This window comes from Vibrio sp. MM46 (genome assembly GCF_027587135.1).
Taxonomy (GTDB): Bacteria; Pseudomonadota; Gammaproteobacteria; order Enterobacterales; family Vibrionaceae; genus Vibrio; species Vibrio harveyi.
The window spans coordinates 1-14614 of record NZ_JAPPTO010000043.1; the positions used below are offsets into that span (position 1 = coordinate 1).

The following is a 14614-nucleotide window of genomic DNA, read 5'->3' on the forward strand; positions in this document are numbered from 1 at the left end:
CTCAATCTAACTAGATAGCATTCGCAAAGTAGCCGTTCTCCCGTAAGTGAACGGCTTTTTTGTGCCTGAAATTTAAGCATTTGATCTTTTTACAGATCTTGTGTAGATTGAACATTCATTGTTTGGCGTGAGAAACCAAACAACCCTAAAAATCTTACGGAATCAAAACATGAATAAGCCGATTGTGTCTTGCCTATGGCAAGCGACCCTCAGACTCAAGACCTCAGTAATAACCGCATGGACATCAGATGAACGCACTCTGATCTTGCTCGGTTATGGCTTAGAGGGTGAGTCTCATGTGGATTGCTAACCTCTCCCCTACCCTAATAAAACTTGATTGCCAGTGTGGTGCAAGGGGGCGTTATGCCGCTGAGTAACCGCAACCCACGTGATCGCAGTGCAGAATTTGCACACCATCTTCGCTTTCATGAATCACTCGAATCTCGATTGTGCCGTTTACACATTCGTGTGCTGTGCTTTGGAAAAATTCCAGACAAGTATTTTGCTGCGTATGAAAAATACCAGCGTGAAGGTCAAGATGAGATGCGCCTTAAAGTTCATGAGCGCGATTCATTAGAAGTGATCCTGGCATACTTGGAAGAGTATGGTTTACCTCAATGTAAGAAGAACGGTAAGCCGATGAAGTGGTTCACCTACTTTCAGATGCGTATCTTGCTGGCGTTTTGTGATTTCATCGATGATCCACGTCGATGCCACCAGGGGCGTTTGATGGGATTACATCAATGCAAAAGTGGTCAAAAAACCCTTCAAGCTAAGCAACGTGTCGCGATCGTGCAGACCGTGACGACCATGTTTTGTGCGATGAACATCGATGGTTATCGTATTGGGCGCTATGCAGATAAGAGCAAGAACGAGCAACCGGTGTTTGATGAGCATGGTAACGAACTACTACGTGGGATCACTCACTATGAACTTCGAGGTCTGCACTCTCAGGTTTGGCGTCAACCGATTTCAAGAACCAAATACAATGACGTGGTAAAAATGCTCAAGCTAGCGGGCTTTTTAGAAGTTGAGGCTTGCTATTTGGCGCAGCCAGAAGCTGCCGTGCTTCGAGAAGAGCTGCGTGAGCAAGGCGCAAGTGAAAAAGAGATTGAGGCAATTCCTTCGATTAAATCTCAAGCCGCCTATAAATGGTTTACCCATCAGTTTATCGAATTGTTTGGTATTCATTTCCAAGAGAAGATGAAAGAATCATTGGCATACGCAAAAGAAGCGATGGCAAATAAGAAGCTTTCTAATATCTTTGCCACGTACAGTCCATTCTCAGACGGATTCTGGACTAAGAAACGCAAAGACCATTTGTGGCGCTTAAACCAATTACGCTATCCACAAGGACGCCCGCCAGATCCAAACCCTTATGGAGATGATGTGTTGCCTGAGCTGGCGACCTCCTGGCATTAACCTCCCCTTCCTTTTGAATTAGCTGCTTGAATGCGGCTTTTTGTGTTGGCATCACGCCAGCATCAGTCAGTTTTTCTTCATCTCTTCTCCACATTTTTGCTCATGTCGATGATGGTGGTTGTGTACTTCCCCTATTTTTGTGCTCAGATACCGATGGTTTTCATCGATATTTGGGTGTTGTGGATAACTTTGTCGATAGGTTTCTAATTTAGACCTTAGGATTAGGAATGTAGATTAAGCCGGGATTCTTTAAGGATTAATTACTAACGTATTAATCACTTATATTAGGAATATATAAATATATTCACTTAATAAGTCGCACGCTTCGCTGTGCATAAGATACCTCCCCTAAAAATCACTATTACGTACAAAGCTAAAAAAATAGACGGAGGCAGATTTTTAGGGGCAGAAACGCACCTACCAGGCAAAGCGATAAACACTGCGATCGCATTAACTTCATCGCATAGTCTTACTCGCTTCGCTCGCGCATTCTAGCAAGGCGAAGGGCAATTTCTGTGCCGTTACCTTCATCAGATCATTAGGTTTCATCTGGAGTGGTTAGAGAGCGTCTTACTCGCTACGCTCGCGCGTTCTGGTATTCGTCGCACAGCGACTCATAGGATAAAAAAGTGACAGAGCAGTGGATCTTATTTGATCTGTGCAGCTCTTGAGCAAAGGGAAGTCATGATGTTATCAAACATGATATAACAACAGGAACAACAACGGAGTTTGACTTCCCTGATGAACCCCTTACTTGCTGCGCGAGCGCTTTCTACTATTCGTCGAGCTACGACTTATATAAAATTTGGTTACAGTGTCACTAGGTGTAAATAAAAAATGGCGAAATGTCATTAACACTTCGCCATATGTCTAGAATAATTATGAGTTAAATTATTATCAAAGTTCATTTCTTGCTGCTATGGCTAAGAAATGGCTTCTGTCTCGATAGAGATCGCTATTCTCTACTCTACGAACGATTACCGCTAGTAACGACTCTGGTAGAGAAACGTTTACCCTTTGGGTCTTACCACTGTATCTGCTTACATCAATTTCTATCTGTAACGGGGTTTGTACAAAAAACACTCCTGTTATATTCATAATTTCGCTAGACCTTACAGGGTATAGTCTGAGAGCCAAGTCTGGACTTATCGCTGAAATAGGCACAAAACCCTAGTTAGATGTCAAGGTATGTGCTTACTTTCCGTCATCTACGACCTTAAACTGACATCATCGATCCTTAACGTATACGAATATCCTTTGAGTTGAGAGACTCCAAAATTGTTCCATTGACTCTCAAATTCCAAAGATCTTCAACTTTTACGACCACACTTCCTACCCGGTTTTGGCTCCATTTACCAAAATGCAAGTAGTTTTATAAAAGCCGTTGCGTATGAAAACTATTGGGAGTAATATCAACTTGACAAATTAGCCGCTGAGGTTCCATATGAAAAAATTATTTTCTATAATTAGCATATTGTTTATAAGTTATTCTTTTGGTGAAGTAGCAAAAGCAGATGAATATATTTCTTGTAATAAATGCTCATCCGCGGATATATCTTCTGCCGCAGACTCTTGGGGATTAAAAAATATATCAGAATCAGATTCGAAGAAAAATATTAGAAAGAAAGTTCATATTGTAGATTTAGTGAATTTAAAGTCATCATCTTATCTAGTATCTAAAAAGAACTCTAATGGTACATTCTACATCGAAAAAAATAGAATAAGCCCTAGTGAAGAACTAAAGGAAAAATTAGATGATGTGATACAAAGTAAAGAAGAAATGAACTTAATGTCATCTGATCTTGTCATTCCAAAAGACGTAATAAAAGATCCTTGGGAATTCGTTGGTTGTAGCTACTGTGTTGTAGATCTTCAAAACTTTCTCAACAATTCTTTACAAGGTCAAATTTCCCAATTTAATAGTGCAGTCCAAACTCTCGCTTACACATTCGGATTAATAAACGGTCCTTACCAGCAAACTTTTACACTAAAGTTTGCTGGAGGGGGGAGTACTACCTTTGAAGTAAAACAAGTAACAAATACATATGACTTCGTTATTATAAAAATATTACAGGTAGTTGATGAGTCTGGAAATGAGATACCATTAAATAGAGCTAATGCTAATTTCAAATCTCTTCGCATTCCAAGTCATGACCGATGGCAGATTATTAATAATTATTTATGGAGATATAGATTATCAATCCCTCCAACCGATGGTGGTGTAGTAACAGTAACAGAGTGCCCCCTAGCTCCGCAACATAACTGCTGGTAAAGAGAATTCCCCATCTAACTTTAGATGGGGTTATCGAAACAAACCCATAATGTAACCACTCTCTTCTCGTTCAAATCCTAGATCTTTCTTTTTCGTGCCGTAATGCTTTTCCACTGGAGCTGAACGCTCTATTTGCTCACTTGTTGTCGCAATCTGGTAATTTCAATAGTTAGATACGTTGTTGCGCTCATGGTTTTTCCTTTAAGAATTTTAAGGAGAAAACGATATTAACTTTAAATAGTTACTGCACCTGTCATATTGAACAAGTTTGCTAGTTAATTCGTGCTTTTTTACCTAAAAAAAGATTGATGCTTTCTCAACCGCTACACTTTGTGTATTGCATGTGTAATACACAAAGTGTAGCGGTTGGATAAAGGCACTAAACAGTCCTGATTGAGGAAATCAAACAAAGTACGGCTTGTTTATTGACTCTCCGGCAAATGAATATGAGGTTTGCCAAGGGTGGAAGGCATACACGGTAATGGATTATGACGATGTCGATGATCAGTCGTCATTAAAGGGGTCTGAAATATTTATTATATGTGTATTACACATGTAATACATTGACGTTTGCCCAATTGTTCGATATTTTATGTATTACACATGTAATACATCGGAAGGTTCATTATGAAAACTAAAGTTATTAGTGCAGCAAACCAAAAAGGCGGAGTTGGGAAAACGACTACTCTTGTAAACTTAGGTGCAGAGCTGGCGCGAAAAAGAAAAGTTCTTGTTGTCGATCTCGACCCTCAAGGCAACTGCACTAAAACTCTTACAGGAGAGCGACACTTTCAATTCGAAGAAACTATTGCTGCTATGTTCGATAAGCCAAAAGTCGTCTCGATCGCTGATTTGATTCGACCTGCTTTAGTTGATGGCGAACCTATTCAGAACCTCGACGTTGTTCCTGCTGATTTTCAGTTGTCTCGTATTATTGAAACGTCTCTAACAAAGATTAATCGTGAACGTATCTTGGATAAGCAATTGGCTAGGCTTGGCGAAAGGTATGACTTCATTCTTCTTGATACTCCTCCGAATCTTTCATTAACTACTCTTAATGCGATTCAGGCATCTGATCTTATTTTAATCCCTGTCGATTCAGGAGCATTTTCATTGGATGGAATCAGTCCACTTCTAGAAGCTGTATCAGAAATCAAAGACGATGACGCGAACTATCTTATCCTGAGAAATGAAGTTGACGTGAGAAATACGGTTATCAATGAGTTCATAGAAGAAGAGTTGGAAGTAGCTAAAGAGAAAGTATTGTCTGTAGCAATACGCCGCTCTGAACATGTTAGCCAGGCCAACGCAGTTAGTGCTCCGGTTCGTTTCTACAAGGCTGGTTCTTTGGTTAATAATGACTACCGTAAACTAGCTGCGATGATTGTTAGATAGGTGATACATATGGCTAAGTTGAAAGCTCGTGGTGCTATCACTATTGCATCTAGTGCCGATAAGAGAGATGACAAATCGCAAGCTATAACTACAGTTAAGAAGAAGGTTACGACTTCTTATCAAGTATCTCCTTTGACTTTAAGAATGTCTCTTAAAGACAAAAAATCGATCGCTGAGTGGGTAAATGATTTACAAGATCTGTCAGAGCGAAACGTATCTGCTGCAAAGCTGTTCCGAGCACTAGCTTTGTATCGTGACAATATTGATGACGAAGAATTAATAAAGATAATTAATAAAATGAACTAGCTGTATTACACATGTAATACATAAGAAATAAAGCATCCTTATGTGTCTACACCAAACGTAGTTTACATTTTTGGTGTGTGCTCAAAGAGTGGGTGGTGCGAATTGCTGATTGTCGGTACTTGCGGAGGGAGAATCGCTTTGATGCGCTAGCCCGTACACATAATTTGCATAATGCGAATAAAAAGCCACTCATGGGAGTGGCTTGAGCTTTATTCGCTATCAGGAGTTCTAAATATTTGTTCCCACTTTCTTCCAGATGTACTTGTAGGTGGTGCGTATTCATTATCTCTAATGGTACAATATTTTTTATAACGATATTTTACAGTTTCTGTACCCGCGTATAGTTCGACTTCCTGAAATGAGCCGCCATCTCTTCCTACTTTTTCCTTGGGTCCAACAATTAAAGCCATCGTAGCTTCTCCGGTTCATAAGTCTCTAACCATTAAAGACTTTTCCTTTCTCATATGAAATGGGAGCAATATCAATATATTCAAGGGTTAATTACGAACAATTATGTGATGTCGAACCTCAAATCCCGTTTATGTCCACAATAACAACTTCTCTTTGAAATGAAATATTGGATTTTATGTGTGTTACACATGTAATGCATTGATGTTTTTAGTTGTTCTGTATTGTATGTATTACACATGTAATACAGTAATGACCTGCTATGAAAACCAAAGTTATTAGTGCAGCAAATCAAAAATGTGGGGGAAGGAAAACGACTAATCTTGTAAACTTAGGTGCAGAGCTGGCGCGAAAAAGAAAAGTTCTTGTTGTTGATCTCGACCCTCAAGGCAACTGCACTAAAACTCTTACAGGAGAGCGACACTTTCAATTCGAAGAAACTATTGCTGCTATGTTCGATAAGCCAAAAATCGTCTAGATCGCTGATTTGATTCGACCTGCTTTAATTGATGGCGAACCTATTCAGAACCTCGATGTTGTTCCTGCTGATTTTCAGTTGTCTCGTATTATTGAAACGTCTCTAACAAAGATTAATCGTGAACGTATCTTATTCTGAGAAATGAAGTTGACGTTAGAAATACGGTTATCATGAGTTCATAGAAGAAGAATTGGAAGTAGCTAAAGAGAAAGTATTGTCTGCAGTAATACGCCGCTCTGAACATGTTAGTCAGACCAACGCAGTTAGAGCTCCGGTTCGTTTCTACAAAGCTGGTTCTTTGGTTAATAATGACTACCGTAAACTAGCTGCGATGATTGTTGGATAGGTGATACATATGGCTAAGTTGAAAGCTCGTGGTGCTATCACTATTGCATCTAGTACCGATAAGAGATATGAAAAATCGCAAGCTATAACTACAGTTAAGAAGAAGGTTACGACTTCTTACCAAGTACCTCTTTTGACTTTGAGAATGTCTCTTAAAGACAAAAATCGATCGCTGAGTGGGTAAATGATTTACAAGATCTGTCAGAGCGAAACGTATCTGCTGCAAAGCTGTTCCGAGCGCTAGCTTTGTATCGTGACAATATTGATGACGAAGAATTAATAGATATAACTAATAAAATGAACTGGCTGTATTACACATGTAATACATAAACAACAAGGCATCCTTATGTTTCTACACCAAACGTAGTTTACATTTTGGGTGTGTGTGAGTAGTGATTATGGGTGATATGTTAAATGAGTTTCCTCTAACGAAAAGGCTTGGTAATAGACCAAGCCTTTAACAAGAAAGTTGACGTCTTAAACGTCGTTTGTTGGATGCCAGATCCCTGAGCCTGATTTAGTAGTGGTAGCGACACGAAATTATCGTTATCGCTTGATCATCAACTGCATAAACAAGTCTGTTAGTGTCATCAATACGACGAGACCAAAAACCAGACAAGTTCTCTTTTAACTGCTCTGGTTTACCGATGCCCTCAAATGGGGAGCGCTTGGTATCATTGATGAGTTTGTTGATGCGTTTGAGTGTTTTCTTGTCTTGAGTTTGCCAATACAGATAGTCGCCCCAAGCGTCATTAGTCCACGACAATAAACGTTGACTACTACTCATCAATTAACTCTTGTGCTGTTGTTTTACCTGCACGGTACTGTGCTATAGAACGGTTTAAGTGTTCAACGTTTTGAGGAGAGCGTAGTAAGTGAACTGTCTCCATAAGGCTATTGTAGTAATCTAAAGACATAACCACAGCATCCTCAGAGTCACGACGTGTAATGACTGTTGTGTCTGCGTCATTAACTACACCGTCTAAAACAGCTTTAAGGCCGTTTCTAGCTTCAGTAAAAGATACAATTCTCATAAGAACCTCTACATGTACAGTTAATGGAACAAGTATAGCGTCCATTATTCTACTTGTACATTAAATTGAACATGCTGTATTAATAAGGCAACTAACGAGCCTTTTAAGGTGAGCAACGCATAGTAAAAATGCCACGCGTTGCGAATCACTCTTAAACAGTTTGTATGGCATGATTTCCCATATGCGCATAATATTCTTCATGGCATTTATCTCGCTCAAGAATAGCATCACGTACATGTTCAGGGTACTTGCTGAATGCGTTACAATAAACGCTGATTTCATAGTCTTTACGACTTAGTGCTCTTTTTTCAATTGTTGAATTTATTTCTTCGCCTGATAAACAAGTTGCATTCGCGACAGCTTCTCTTGCATTGCTATATTAGAGTTCCCCTTTACTAACGAGCTTAGTAAAGGGGTCTAAGGTTAAACTTGGAAGTTCATGCCACTGTAATACATCGAACCTACCATCCCTAGCTTTGATAAAACAAGCGACATCGGTTTGAAACATGTATAGGTCATGTTTCCGAATAAGCCCATTAAACAACTCTTCAATGCCAACGATACTTGGCTGAGCTATCTCGATAAAAATCGGGAAACCCTCCGAGCCGTCGTCATTAATCGTCACCAAGATGCTCGCTTGCAGTACCGCCGCTTTGGTTCTAAAGAGTATGAATGCAGTCATGCTGACTGCATTCATCACAAATACATTCACCAGATGTGTAAATCTCGCTTTTGCAGCAGTTGTGGCATTAAAGCGACAGAACAGTGGATACGAAAGCAACAACATGTCTTTCTTGAGTATGAGTATCAACACGTTACGTTGACACTTCCACACACGTTGTGACCTATCTTTCGGGATAATCGTTTTCTTCTCAATCATCTCTTTAGCTGTGCAGCCAAAATCTTCTTAGGATGGGTAAAGCAACTGGATATCGATATTGGAGTGTTCTGTGCTCTTCACACCTACAGTAGAAAGCTGAATTGGAATGTGCACTTCCATTTGTCTATCACACGTGGTGGCTTATATAAGAGGACAGACAAGTCTATGGAAGCCCATTTTCTTTAAAGCTAAGACCACTGAGAAGTGTTGGCGTGCCACCATCACTCAACTTCTCGACTCCCATTACTCAGAGTTAGATTTGAGTGGAGAGGGCTTCCCTTTCATTCGCAATGAGCAAGATTGGTCCCGATTTTTAACCAGCCAATATTGCCGTCGATGGAAGCTGCACTTTGCAAAGAAAACGGCCAACGTGACGCCCACCATGACTTACCTCGGGCGATACCTAAAGCGCCCGCCCATATCAGCGTCTAGGTTACGACATGATTTCCAAGGAGGCTTGGTGACGTTTGATTATCTTAACCGTAGGAATGGTCGGACGGAATCCCGTGTTTTGAGTCCAGAAGCTCTGAAAGATCGCATGATTGAGCATATCCCTGATAAGCACTTCAAAATGATTCGATACTTCGGTTTTCTATCGAACCGACGTCGTGGTGAGATGCTCCCTAAGGTCTACGATGCCTTGGGCATCGCCCCTAAAGACTCACCAGAAATGCATAGTCACGCCACCATGCTGAAAGGGTATGTGAAGGTTGCCCCTTTGAGTGCATTCTTTGTGGTAACCGCTTAATATTTCTTCGTTTTAGGGGCGGAGAGGCGTTGTCGGAGCTGGTCCATCACGCCCTGGTTCAATCCCAAATCAGGTCAATTTAGGTCTTTCGTAGAATGAGTGTATTTCAAATAGCGAAAACAGTGTGAAAGTGTTCAATTAACATTCGATTTTAAATTGTAGTGTAGGAGTTTGGTCAGCCACACATTTATTTTTACATGAGTTAAGCCGCAATTGTTCAGATAAGGAATCATTGAAATTCCTTACCTTGAACATGAAAAGGGGCTGATGTACCTTTTCGATTAATAAACGGTTTGGAAAGTTGTACGATATGTCCAACGTTTTCCTTGTACAATGACGATAGCTCGGCTGTCTTCCGCCACCTTATAGATAACGCCGTGCATATTTGAGTCGATACGTGGATCGTTTGGATCATTGCAGGTTATTGTACCATTAGAGACACGATAAAAATTCGACACCTTCTTTACATCAGCATTTAATTGGCACGTCAGCATAAAGTCCAATTGAGCAAACATACGATCATCATTAGAGAAGATGAGTGTCATACGCTCCCAATCCGCATAGCTTTGATACATCAGATCAAAATCAGCGAGTGTTGGCAGTTTGGTGTACGTGGTGTCAACAAGTGTTCTGTCACCCTCATCTTTGACTAGTGCGGACACATTACCCTTTGAAAAATGAAGCTGAACGGTGGAGTTTTGGTAATGATAGTAGTCGCCAAGTTCCGATTTCACGAAATGGTTCGTATCTATATAAGGACCAATTAAACTGTTGTCGACCACAATGCTACGATTTGAGCTGCTAATATAACCATCCTTGTATTGTTGTGGTGGTCTATATAAATAGATCGCATCTTCATTCGAGTTATAAAAAAGCGACTCCCCGTTTTTATCTTTATAAACACCATCGTAACTTTCTGCTAACTCTGATGAAGAATCAGAAGAACCATTACAGCCCGATAATGCGATTGATAATGTTATTACCATTAACAAGCTTAAGTATTTTTTCATTTTCTTTATTAATCTCACTTAAAAAATGTCATTAAAACGTGACCTTATGATTATTATGCGAATAGTTATCATCAGCAAGATAAATATGAGGCTTTGTTGCGTAACTCGATGGAACTAAATCAGAAAGTTACGATCTGATCGGCTAAATCAGCTAATCTTCGTAGTCTTATGCCAAAACCTCGTTACAAAACAACCTCGTTCAGCCAAAATTTCTTCAATGTCGCGATAGCTAAGCTTATATGAGACGTAGTAACGAACCGCCAGAAGAATGATGTCAGATGAATATTGGTAGCCTGAGAAGTCCATGCAATGCTCGAATTAATGTTAAAAACCGTAATTCGAGCATTATATGGGCATTTAGTTCCCATCCATGCAACAGAACCAAATAAACTCTGATAAATCCGTGCCTATTTGGGCACTAAAACCCCAATGCGTTTCGAATCGCCTTGAACGTCTTGTTATGTACGTAGTTTAAAATGAACACCTGAGCTTTCAAATTCTATGTTCCCAAAGCCACCTGCAACCTTGAAATATGATTGGTTCTTTTCAAAGTAGTCGATGCTTCCGTAGTCTTTTGAACCGTCAAGGTCTATGATCGGCTGTATATCATTTTGATTCAAGAGCCCATTAATACTCAAGACACCCTCAAAAAGAAGAGACCCCAAACGATAGCAAGTATGCTCACCTATTTTTGGAGCTTCATAATATTTAGACTCAGGCCAGATACTAAACTCTAGTTCAATTTCAAGAGTTTGATCATTGTAGTGCCAACCCAAGACAAATGAATCCTGAAGGTCTACACCTACGAGAAAATCCATACTTTTCTCCAAGTACATACGCCCTGTTAAGGTGTGAGCAACGCAATACTGAAGTGGCGCATACCACCTTAAACACTAAACGCAACGCATAGTAAAAATGCCAAGCGTGCTGAATCACTCTTAAATTGTTTGTTAGTTTGCGTGCCAAAGTGACACAAAGATTGCTTATTGCACACTTTAAGACCATAATGTCTATGTGACACTTTGACACAACAGGAGATAACATTATGGCTACTACTTTGCCTCGCATCACCGCTAGGGTTGATGTCGATACACAAGACTTACTTACTAAGGCTGCCGCGATCGCCGGCATGTCTAGCATCAACTCGTTTGTTCTAAGCGCTGCAATCGAAAAAGCCAAACAAGTCATCGAACGCGAACAGGCTTTAAAATTGAGCCAAGCTGATGCTATGTTGCTGATGGAAGCTTTAGACCGCCCTGCTACACAGAACTCAAAACTAAAAGCTGCTGCTGATCGATACGAGAGCAAAACTCAATGATGAATACGGTACTTCTAGATAAAGCTAAACACGATAGAAACCGATTCAACTGTGGTATCGAAGCTCTCAATAATTACTTAAAAGTAATGGCGAGTCAGCAAGCAAAAAAAGACAACACCAGAACGTTTGTTTTGGAAGATGATAACGACAACTCACATGTCATCGGCTTTTACATGCTAACAATGACACCAATTGACTTAAAGGCATTACCCGATAAGTTACAAAAAAAACACCAATCATCCACCTCTGGTGGTCTGATTGCCCGCCTTGCTGTCGATGACCGATACAAAGGGAAAGGCTTTGGTGAGTGGCTGCTTATTGACGCGCTCAGAAAGCTGTTAGCTGCAAGCGATAGCGTTGCATTTCCAGTTGTTATCGTTGATGCCAAAGACGGCGCGAAACACTTCTATGAACGCTATGGTTTTCAAGAATTTGAAGAAGCTGAAAATAAACTCTTCATCACCATTGCCGATGTGAGAACAAGCTTAGGCTAGTTAATTGCTAGCCTTTAGCAAACTAACGCGCAGTTAAGGTGTGAGAGACGCAGATCCACCCTAACCTAAAATAAACTCTGATAAATCCGTGCCTATTTGGGCACTAAAACCCCAATGCGTTTCGAATCGCCTTGAACGTCTTGTTATTCCGCAACTAAAGTCGGCTATGTTTACGCCTAATCTTTTGATATGACGAGAAATTTTCGGTATGCAGGCAAAAATCGAAGCCGAAGTATTTGGCAGCTCACTACCTTAAATCGCTTTAGCGTCACTCTTTAATTGCTGCGCCATATTAAGGTGCGCTTAAAGCGCTTTAAGCGCTAGCATGGAAATGACCAATATTCGCCCTTTTCGCCGCTTTTCCACCCTATTACCCCGCCACTTTCACTCTTAGGCTACAACCACGTACATTCAGCCTGAGAGATCCGTTGCGGAAATAACGCCCTGTTAAGGTGTGAGCAACGCAATACCGATGCCGCCGCATACCACCATAAACACTAAACGCAACGCATAGCAAAAATGTCAAGCGTTGCGAATCACTCTTGAACAGTTTGTTAGGTGTTCAGTCCCCAATGACTAATTGATTTGGCTTGTTGCCCAAAAACTCTACCCCAACAACCGCTTCCAACTCACTTTCGGTATCAAAATAAACAGCCCATTCAAGCGTTGAATTTAAAAACACATTTGGATTAGAAAACGTTTTTGCTTCCATCCCATAGCTTTCTCGGTTTTGTTCGATATAGCCGTAACATTCTTTAATTGTTTCCAACCATGAGGCAGATATTCGCTTAATAGCTTCTACATCCTCGTCGATGACATGTTCTTTCTCTATATAAATAGTTACACCGTTTAAATTGATGGGCTCAATTTCCCAATAGCCCTCGCGCTTTATTAGAGTCCCAATACCTTTTATTTCCACATGTTTCTCCATGACACCTAACGCCCTGTTAAGGTGTGAGCAACGCAATACCGAAGCTCCTGCATACCACCAGAAACACTAAACGCAACGCATAGCGAAAATGCCATGCGTTGCGAATCACTCTTAAACAGCTTGTTAGTTGCTACGCTTTACTCTTTACGTGTCTTCGGCTGATCCGCTGTTACTTTACCACTGTCATCACTGTTGCCTTTGAAAACAGTATTTTGAGGACCTGTAGGTTTTGCAGAGATTGGGGCTGCCGTAGGTTCAGGAGCATCAGAGGATGATCCTGATGGATTGCTGCTATCTTGGTTATTTGTAGTCATTTGAATGTTTACCTTTTGTAGTGGAAATTCGTTGAGTAATTGAACTTTAGTAGGCTTAGTATCTTTAGTTATATTTTTGTACACAAAAATAGGAGATGAAAGAGCCATAAACACAAATGCTACAACTACGAAAGCTGTTGCATCATGTAAGTAGTTGCCCCTTTTTATATTATTGCTTCCGTTGTTTTCTGCTGCTTCAGATAAACGGTCATAAAAATACTCATCAAAATCTATCTTTGCACTCCGTACAGATGCATCGTCATCTAGCCCTTGTTCCTTATGCCAAAGAACTAGATTTTCATAATGTTGCTTCATTCCTTGTGCAGGTGGAATTTTATGATAGGAATAACCTAAAAATGATCTTACTGTTTTATAGAGTGAGATCAGAACAGATACTATAGACAGAGCGACAAGCCCGAGAAAACTATATGTCAAAACATCGGCTTTATATTCAAAACCTGTAACCATTGTGGATAACGCACCACCAATAATAGTCAAAGCAACTATTGGTATATTTGTACCCGAAGCAAGGCTGTTGCGTTGCTCTAGTTCAAAGTCGTATTGTTTCTGGTATAAATGTTTGTCCACTGAAGCTCCTTTTCAACTAACGCCTTGCTAAGGTGTGAGTAACGCAATACAAAAGCTACCGCACAGCGCCCTAATCACATAAGCCACCGCAAAGTAAAAATGCCACGCGTTACGAATCACTCTTAAGCAATTTGTTAGTACATACGCTACTTCTATTTATGCGCTCCAAGATATTGAAAACTGGCATAATATGAAAGGCTTTGAACACTGAAGTGAGACGGGCAGCTACAAAACTTTACCCCGATTGAAAGACGAAAGTTGGCTAGAAGAAAAACGCACTGAACTGCCCTACTTTCACTAGTTTCAAATTAGAAAAGGATTCTTTCCTCGTACTTCAACAGCCACAACAAAAGTGATCAAGGTTCTCTCAAAAGCCACCACGAAAATGAAGAAGCACCAAAGAAATAAGCTAAGAGTTAGAAGCCGTAAACAGTGAAATCAAAACAGACACTCCGCATATAGTGCCACCGGAAAGAACGTGAAAGGCACCAACTGAAAGGTGTAAAGACGATCGCCAAAACAGATAAACACCAAAACTTATGACCTTTGATGTCAAACCCGTACTAACGCGCAGTTAAGGTGTGAGAGACGCAGATCCACCCTAACCTAAAATAAACTCTGATAAATCCGTGCCTATTTGGGCACTAAAACCCCAATGCGTTTCGAATCGC

18 protein-coding genes and 2 pseudogenes are annotated in these 14614 nt (G+C 40.4%); 11 read left to right on the forward strand and 9 right to left on the reverse strand.

Annotated features, from left to right (window positions below; all coding sequences use genetic code 11):
• Nucleotides 1-169: 169 nt before the first annotated feature.
• On the forward strand, nt 170-310 hold the full coding sequence (locus tag OH459_RS26780; protein WP_172963237.1) for a hypothetical protein: 141 nt from the start codon (nt 170-172) through the stop codon (nt 308-310).
• A 53-nt stretch (nt 311-363) separates the two neighbouring features.
• Nucleotides 364-1422 carry a hypothetical protein gene (locus OH459_RS26785; RefSeq protein WP_047517714.1) on the forward strand — a complete coding sequence of 353 codons (1059 nt, stop codon included), beginning with the start codon at nt 364-366 and terminating at the stop codon, nt 1420-1422.
• Nucleotides 1423-2319: 897 nt separating this feature from the next.
• On the opposite strand, the gene OH459_RS26790 is transcribed toward OH459_RS26785, so the two are convergent.
• The gene (locus OH459_RS26790) at nt 2320-2520 is read right to left on the reverse strand and encodes a type II toxin-antitoxin system HicB family antitoxin (RefSeq protein WP_230849603.1); all 201 of its coding nucleotides are present in this window, start codon (nt 2518-2520) and stop codon (nt 2320-2322) included.
• A gap of 346 nt (nt 2521-2866) precedes the next feature.
• On the opposite strand from OH459_RS26790, the gene OH459_RS26795 reads away from it, so the two are divergent.
• The 3 genes from OH459_RS26795 to OH459_RS26805 all read left to right on the forward strand — a co-directional run bounded on the left by OH459_RS26795 (nt 2867) and on the right by OH459_RS26805 (nt 5395).
• Complete coding sequence (locus tag OH459_RS26795) at nt 2867-3694, forward strand: hypothetical protein (protein ID WP_017191049.1); 828 nt, start codon at nt 2867-2869, stop codon at nt 3692-3694.
• 627 nt (nt 3695-4321) lie between these two features.
• Nucleotides 4322-5089, forward strand: a complete 768-nt coding sequence (locus OH459_RS26800; RefSeq protein ID WP_269989565.1) for a ParA family protein — start codon at nt 4322-4324, stop codon at nt 5087-5089.
• 9 nt (nt 5090-5098) lie between these two features.
• Nucleotides 5099-5395 carry a hypothetical protein gene (locus OH459_RS26805; RefSeq protein WP_017191051.1) on the forward strand — a complete coding sequence of 99 codons (297 nt, stop codon included), beginning with the start codon at nt 5099-5101 and terminating at the stop codon, nt 5393-5395.
• A gap of 209 nt (nt 5396-5604) precedes the next feature.
• On the opposite strand, the gene OH459_RS26810 is transcribed toward OH459_RS26805, so the two are convergent.
• The gene (locus OH459_RS26810) at nt 5605-5805 is read right to left on the reverse strand and encodes a hypothetical protein (RefSeq protein ID WP_017191052.1); all 201 of its coding nucleotides are present in this window, start codon (nt 5803-5805) and stop codon (nt 5605-5607) included.
• A gap of 260 nt (nt 5806-6065) precedes the next feature.
• On the opposite strand from OH459_RS26810, the gene OH459_RS28345 reads away from it, so the two are divergent.
• From OH459_RS28345 to OH459_RS26825, 3 genes are all read left to right on the forward strand, one after another.
• The gene (locus OH459_RS28345) at nt 6066-6281 is read left to right on the forward strand and encodes a ParA family protein (protein WP_017818831.1); all 216 of its coding nucleotides are present in this window, start codon (nt 6066-6068) and stop codon (nt 6279-6281) included.
• A gap of 214 nt (nt 6282-6495) precedes the next feature.
• Nucleotides 6496-6627, forward strand: coding sequence for a hypothetical protein (locus OH459_RS26820; protein ID WP_257787331.1), 132 nt, complete (start codon nt 6496-6498; stop codon nt 6625-6627).
• 9 nt (nt 6628-6636) lie between these two features.
• Entirely contained in the window at nt 6637-6810 is a 174-nt protein-coding gene (locus tag OH459_RS26825; RefSeq protein ID WP_017191053.1) for a hypothetical protein, read from the forward strand.
• A 333-nt stretch (nt 6811-7143) separates the two neighbouring features.
• On the opposite strand, the gene OH459_RS26830 is transcribed toward OH459_RS26825, so the two are convergent.
• Together OH459_RS26830 and OH459_RS26835 are read right to left on the reverse strand one after the other, a co-directional pair.
• A complete protein-coding gene (locus OH459_RS26830) occupies nt 7144-7413 on the reverse strand; it encodes a Txe/YoeB family addiction module toxin (RefSeq protein ID WP_017191054.1) in 270 nt (89 codons plus the stop codon).
• A complete protein-coding gene (locus OH459_RS26835; protein WP_017191055.1) occupies nt 7406-7660 on the reverse strand; it encodes a type II toxin-antitoxin system Phd/YefM family antitoxin in 255 nt (84 codons plus the stop codon). Before OH459_RS26835 ends, OH459_RS26830 begins: the two co-directional genes overlap by 8 nt.
• Before the next feature lie 517 nt (nt 7661-8177).
• On the opposite strand from OH459_RS26835, the pseudogene OH459_RS28350 reads away from it, so the two are divergent.
• A pseudogene (locus tag OH459_RS28350) lies at nt 8178-9371 on the forward strand (IS91 family transposase).
• Nucleotides 9372-9569: 198 nt separating this feature from the next.
• Here OH459_RS28350 and OH459_RS26855 read toward each other — a convergent pair.
• The 3 genes and pseudogenes from OH459_RS26855 to OH459_RS26865 all read right to left on the reverse strand — a co-directional run bounded on the left by OH459_RS26855 (nt 9570) and on the right by OH459_RS26865 (nt 11116).
• Nucleotides 9570-10298 (reverse strand): hypothetical protein, encoded by a 729-nt coding sequence (locus tag OH459_RS26855; RefSeq protein WP_017191057.1) that lies wholly within the window; start codon nt 10296-10298, stop codon nt 9570-9572.
• Between the two features lie 192 nt (nt 10299-10490).
• Nucleotides 10491-10604, reverse strand: a pseudogene (locus tag OH459_RS26860) (IS6 family transposase); the annotation flags it as partial.
• Nucleotides 10605-10756: 152 nt separating this feature from the next.
• Nucleotides 10757-11116, reverse strand: a complete 360-nt coding sequence (locus OH459_RS26865; RefSeq protein WP_017191058.1) for a hypothetical protein — start codon at nt 11114-11116, stop codon at nt 10757-10759.
• Between the two features lie 227 nt (nt 11117-11343).
• Here OH459_RS26865 and OH459_RS26875 point away from each other — a divergent pair, with 227 nt between their 5' ends.
• Complete coding sequence (locus tag OH459_RS26875) at nt 11344-11616, forward strand: type II toxin-antitoxin system TacA family antitoxin (RefSeq protein ID WP_017420534.1); 273 nt, start codon at nt 11344-11346, stop codon at nt 11614-11616.
• Nucleotides 11613-12110, forward strand: a complete 498-nt coding sequence (locus OH459_RS26880; protein ID WP_269989580.1) for a GNAT family N-acetyltransferase — start codon at nt 11613-11615, stop codon at nt 12108-12110. The genes OH459_RS26875 and OH459_RS26880 overlap by 4 nt, the downstream gene beginning before the upstream one ends.
• Nucleotides 12111-12672: 562 nt before the next feature.
• Here the strand turns inward: OH459_RS26880 and OH459_RS26895 are convergent.
• Nucleotides 12673-13029 (reverse strand): hypothetical protein, encoded by a 357-nt coding sequence (locus OH459_RS26895; protein WP_047691226.1) that lies wholly within the window; start codon nt 13027-13029, stop codon nt 12673-12675.
• A gap of 149 nt (nt 13030-13178) precedes the next feature.
• Nucleotides 13179-13943, reverse strand: a complete 765-nt coding sequence (locus OH459_RS26905) for a hypothetical protein (protein WP_050926585.1) — start codon at nt 13941-13943, stop codon at nt 13179-13181.
• Nucleotides 13944-14614 lie beyond the last annotated feature (671 nt).

Coding starts and splice junctions, on each gene's coding strand:
- OH459_RS26790 (WP_230849603.1), bottom strand. CDS start 2,520: ATGAATATAACAGGAGTGTTTTTTGTACAAACCCCGTTACAGATAGAA.
- OH459_RS26800 (WP_269989565.1), top strand. CDS start 4,322: ATGAAAACTAAAGTTATTAGTGCAGCAAACCAAAAAGGCGGAGTTGGG.
- OH459_RS26830 (WP_017191054.1), bottom strand. CDS start 7,413: ATGAGTAGTAGTCAACGTTTATTGTCGTGGACTAATGACGCTTGGGGC.
- OH459_RS26855 (WP_017191057.1), bottom strand. CDS start 10,298: ATGAAAAAATACTTAAGCTTGTTAATGGTAATAACATTATCAATCGCA.
- OH459_RS26865 (WP_017191058.1), bottom strand. CDS start 11,116: ATGGATTTTCTCGTAGGTGTAGACCTTCAGGATTCATTTGTCTTGGGT.
- OH459_RS26875 (WP_017420534.1), top strand. CDS start 11,344: ATGGCTACTACTTTGCCTCGCATCACCGCTAGGGTTGATGTCGATACA.
- OH459_RS26835 (WP_017191055.1), bottom strand. CDS start 7,660: ATGAGAATTGTATCTTTTACTGAAGCTAGAAACGGCCTTAAAGCTGTT.
- OH459_RS26780 (WP_172963237.1), top strand. CDS start 170: ATGAATAAGCCGATTGTGTCTTGCCTATGGCAAGCGACCCTCAGACTC.
- OH459_RS26810 (WP_017191052.1), bottom strand. CDS start 5,805: ATGGCTTTAATTGTTGGACCCAAGGAAAAAGTAGGAAGAGATGGCGGC.
- OH459_RS26785 (WP_047517714.1), top strand. CDS start 364: ATGCCGCTGAGTAACCGCAACCCACGTGATCGCAGTGCAGAATTTGCA.
- OH459_RS26825 (WP_017191053.1), top strand. CDS start 6,637: ATGGCTAAGTTGAAAGCTCGTGGTGCTATCACTATTGCATCTAGTACC.
- OH459_RS26880 (WP_269989580.1), top strand. CDS start 11,613: ATGATGAATACGGTACTTCTAGATAAAGCTAAACACGATAGAAACCGA.
- OH459_RS26805 (WP_017191051.1), top strand. CDS start 5,099: ATGGCTAAGTTGAAAGCTCGTGGTGCTATCACTATTGCATCTAGTGCC.
- OH459_RS28345 (WP_017818831.1), top strand. CDS start 6,066: ATGAAAACCAAAGTTATTAGTGCAGCAAATCAAAAATGTGGGGGAAGG.
- OH459_RS26795 (WP_017191049.1), top strand. CDS start 2,867: ATGAAAAAATTATTTTCTATAATTAGCATATTGTTTATAAGTTATTCT.